Annotated in this window: 5 protein-coding genes; 3 read left to right on the top strand and 2 right to left on the bottom strand. The window is 52.5% G+C overall.

The features are described from left to right. Positions 1–387 precede the first annotated feature (387 nt). Positions 388–846: a hypothetical protein gene (locus tag H7848_RS19560; RefSeq protein WP_208354641.1), complete on the bottom strand. Its 459-nt coding sequence runs from the start codon at positions 844–846 to the stop codon at positions 388–390. Between the two features lie 461 nt (positions 847–1,307). On the opposite strand from H7848_RS19560, the gene H7848_RS19555 reads away from it, so the two are divergent. Then, positions 1,308–1,577, top strand: a complete 270-nt coding sequence (locus H7848_RS19555; RefSeq protein ID WP_208354639.1) for a hypothetical protein — start codon at positions 1,308–1,310, stop codon at positions 1,575–1,577. A 152-nt stretch (positions 1,578–1,729) separates the two neighbouring features. Here H7848_RS19555 and H7848_RS19550 read toward each other — a convergent pair whose 3' ends face one another. Continuing rightward, entirely contained in the window at positions 1,730–1,900 is a 171-nt protein-coding gene (locus H7848_RS19550; protein ID WP_208354637.1) for a hypothetical protein, read from the bottom strand. A 217-nt stretch (positions 1,901–2,117) separates the two neighbouring features. Here H7848_RS19550 and H7848_RS19545 point away from each other — a divergent pair, with 217 nt between their 5' ends. Together H7848_RS19545 and H7848_RS19540 are read left to right on the top strand one after the other, a co-directional pair. Further along, positions 2,118–2,810, top strand: a complete 693-nt coding sequence (locus tag H7848_RS19545; protein ID WP_208354636.1) for a hypothetical protein — start codon at positions 2,118–2,120, stop codon at positions 2,808–2,810. A gap of 328 nt (positions 2,811–3,138) precedes the next feature. Continuing rightward, a partial coding sequence (locus H7848_RS19540) for a recombinase family protein (protein ID WP_237072869.1) occupies positions 3,139–3,605 on the top strand: 467 nt, incomplete at its 3' end.

The raw sequence follows: 3,605 nt of genomic DNA, 5'->3' as shown, positions 1-3,605 counted from the left end.
TCTCCCGAAGGTCCATCGAAAGTGCCTTACCCACTGCTCGCCCTCCATCTTGTGGTCGGCGACAGTGAATCAGCAAAATAAGCCTATGTGAATCCCCCTTGATTCAGGTCGATTTCATCACGCTCTAGGGGTCTGCTTCGGTAGGGCGCAGGATCGTACGTTAGCGCCGATTGTCACCGCATTTTCCACCTGTATTCGCCCATGAGCAAAATGTCTGACGACGGACAAATTCATTCCAAACTGCCAAGCCAGCGCACCAGAACGCCGGGTTCGCTCACAACCTCTGTTCCCTTGATGACTTTGCCGCATTCGCTGATCACGCAAATCGCAGTCTTGGCTCAGCGCAAAAACCCCATTTACGTCGAATGCAAATCAACTTCGCTCGGCTCATCCCCAAATAAAGCACTGCCCATCTGTGGCACCGTTTAGAATTTCGGACACGTTGCTGGTCAGCAGTGTTGGAAGATACTCTTCATCCGCACCGGGCAGAACATCGGTGTAGCCTGTGATGTCGTCAGGTGCGTTGAGACGCAGGATGTCACCGCCTGAGGACCCTGCGCCTGTGTTCGCATTCTCCTGAATTAAGGCAGCAATCTGTTCGTAGACCCCTGTTGTTGCGTAACGCGTCACCTCTCCACGAATGCGTGGTTCATAGCTACCAAGACTGCACCAAAGCGATCCGTCGGGGCGAATAACGGCGTTGGCGATCTGTTCCGCACCGGCACCATCCCAACCTCGAAATTCGATAATGATTAAATTGGGTTCACCCACACGGGGATTGCTGTCATCTGCGGCCAACGTGCAGGCAGACAAAATAGCGACGCAGGCTAAAAGAATTTGTTTCATATAATATTTGTTGTTGCAACTGGCCAAGGTGTCAATGGCCGTGCGTTCTGAGCGGTGTTTGTCCATCGCAGCTTACATGAATTTGGCGTGTAGGCGATTGTCAGCCTCGATTTGACCGACAAAGTGCTGGTTCACAGGACTTTCTCAAAGTACCGAAAAGGTATGATCCCTGATAATGATCTGCTTCGCACTTTGTTTGAAGCCATCGTTGCATGCGGCATTTTTGATTTCTTTGGGCCGATTGAGGCTCCAGCCACATACTTGGCCCAACTGGCCCGAGCGTGCAAAAGTGGCCAAATTTCAGAACATTTGTGAACAACTGGCCTTGCGCTGACTTTGAAATGCCGTAGCCATTTGGTTTTAGTTGGTATTTTTAGAGGTGAGCAAATGGGCGGTATCTCTACGGCGTTTCCAAGTGCTACGGGGAAGCCCTGTGTTCGCTCTACGCGACACAGCACGGCATGTCCTGTGTCTCACTGCGGATCGGGGCGTTCGAGCCATCCGACGGTGCGCCACTTGAAACCATGCGCGACCTCAGCGCCTGGCTCAGTTACCGCGATGCAACGCACTTGATTGATCGCTCAATCCAAGCTGAGATCGACGGGCACTTCATTGCGCACGGTATCTCGGACAATCGGTTTAAGCGGCTTGATCTGACCGAGACACACAGGGTGCTTGGATACGCACCAGAGGACGACGCGTTCTCGACTTTTCCATTACCGCCTCGCTGAAAAGCCGACATTCGGTCAAAGCGCAACATCATGCACTTTGGGCTCAAAAGCAGACCTTCGCCGCGTCGTATACGAACGGCTGCTTGCACTGACGTACGATCCTGCTCCCTCCCACAGTAGACCCCTATTCAGGAAGACTTGGTAAACGCATCTCAAGCAGCGACGTCAGCGCGCCACAACCGGAACCGGCCTTGCCCTGTTATTTCGCGTGTAAGACCGTGGTCCTCAAACCATGTCAGATTGCGCAAGGCGGCGGCGCGGGACACATCGGCCATCTCGCTCAGCATGGCGACCGAAACGGCCCAACTGGACCGAACGTGCATATTTGGGCGTCTTGAAGAACAATAGCGGAACATGAAGTTTAGCCGCCGTTCACTGCGTCGTGCACGAACTGGTAAGATGCGGACGAAGCTGCCGTTCGGAACAGCAGATTGAACGGCGGCATTTTAAGTCCTCACTGCGAGGTCGGTTGGTTGCTTAGGTGGAACAATGACAATACGCATATGATCTATCGGACATTTCGAAAGAAGGGCGCAGAGCATGAGAAGGAAAAACGCAATCCAGGCGCTGCTGAGTTGTCTCGCAATAATGTATGGGGCATCTGCCTCCGCCGAAGACGCCATTGGTCACGTGGTCAAGGCTTGCTCCGAATACCGCACCAAACCATCCGCGGTGTCTTATCTAGAAAGCGTTGGATGGAAACTCGCTTCGGAAACGGATCGCTCATTTTTTGTGGATCTGCTGGTGCTGGATACGTTTAGAAGTGAGATACCGCAGGCTGGATTGCAGGACTACAACCCCGTCATAACCGTAGAGTCTTTATATCGCCCTGAAACAAGAAGATCTCTGAACGGAACCGAACTCCTCAAGCATGAAGGCTATCCTGCTGCAATTATTACAGTTTCAAGTATTTTCGCTCAGCCGAATGGTACTGTCCGGTGCTTGTTGGGCCTGACGGTCCCAACAGAATTTGACGAGGTTGTAAGCCAATTGCCTGAACATACGATACCAACCAGTCGTTTGGGACAATGGTCAGATGCGAAAGGTAGTTTTGGAGCTGCCTCAGACACAATCGGCGGAACGTTTCACGCCATGAATGTCCGTGCTGCATTCTTTGAAGATCAACTTGGACGATCTCCAAGAGTTTTTACTATTCTCGAAATCACCGCGCCTCGATCTTTAGTTCCTCCAAGCGTGGATGTCATCCTTTTATCGCCTCCCAATGACGGCTGATGGTAACATCTTGCGGTACGAAAAGTTGGGATGACCAATATGAATTGACCTGTGCATCTACCAGCATTCCTGACCGGCACCACCTTTGCCAATTCGCGAGAACCGACTTTCGCTGCTTCACAGAAACTCAGTAAAGTGGGCTCTTTTTCCTCTTTCGCCGCGTTTAGCTCGAACGGCTGCCAACCCTGAGGAGGCTTAGAGTGTCATTTCGCCCCGTCCCGCAAACGACCCCAAGAAACCCGTTGCCGCGAATACGCCAAGTATAAATCCTATGACGTCATCGACGTCTTCACCGACGATATGACAGGCAAGGCCCGGCATGCAATTGATGCTTGGCTATCTGCACATGAATGCCAGCAAGGCAAATGAGATCGTTGTCATCATTGACGACATTAGCCGTTTGGCGCGTGGGTTGAACGCGCATCTTGAACTACGCCAATCCTTGGCTGGCGCAGGCGGCAAGCTGGAAAGCCCGTCGATTGAGTTTGGCGAAGATAGCGATTCCGTGCTTGTCGAAAACCTGCTCGCCTCGGTCGCACAGCACCAACGCGAAAAGAACGGCGAGCAAACCAGCAACCGTATGAAGGGGCGCATGATGAACGGCTACAGCGTGTTTGCCGCACCTGTCGGTTACCGCTACGAAAAACGTAACGGCCACGGCAAGATACTGGTGCGTGATGAACCTGCAGCCTCCATCATCCAAGAAGTCATGAAAGGCTACGCCTCTGGCCGCTTTGAAAGTCAGGCCGAGGTGAAACGCTACCTCGAAAACAGCACAGACTTCCCGAACATCAA

This window comes from Pseudaestuariivita rosea, from assembly GCF_017592335.1.
Taxonomy (GTDB): Bacteria; Pseudomonadota; Alphaproteobacteria; order Rhodobacterales; family Rhodobacteraceae; genus Parasulfitobacter; species Parasulfitobacter rosea.
The sequence above is the reverse complement of the archived record's forward strand: the minus strand, read 5'-3'. Positions and strand labels throughout refer to the sequence as shown.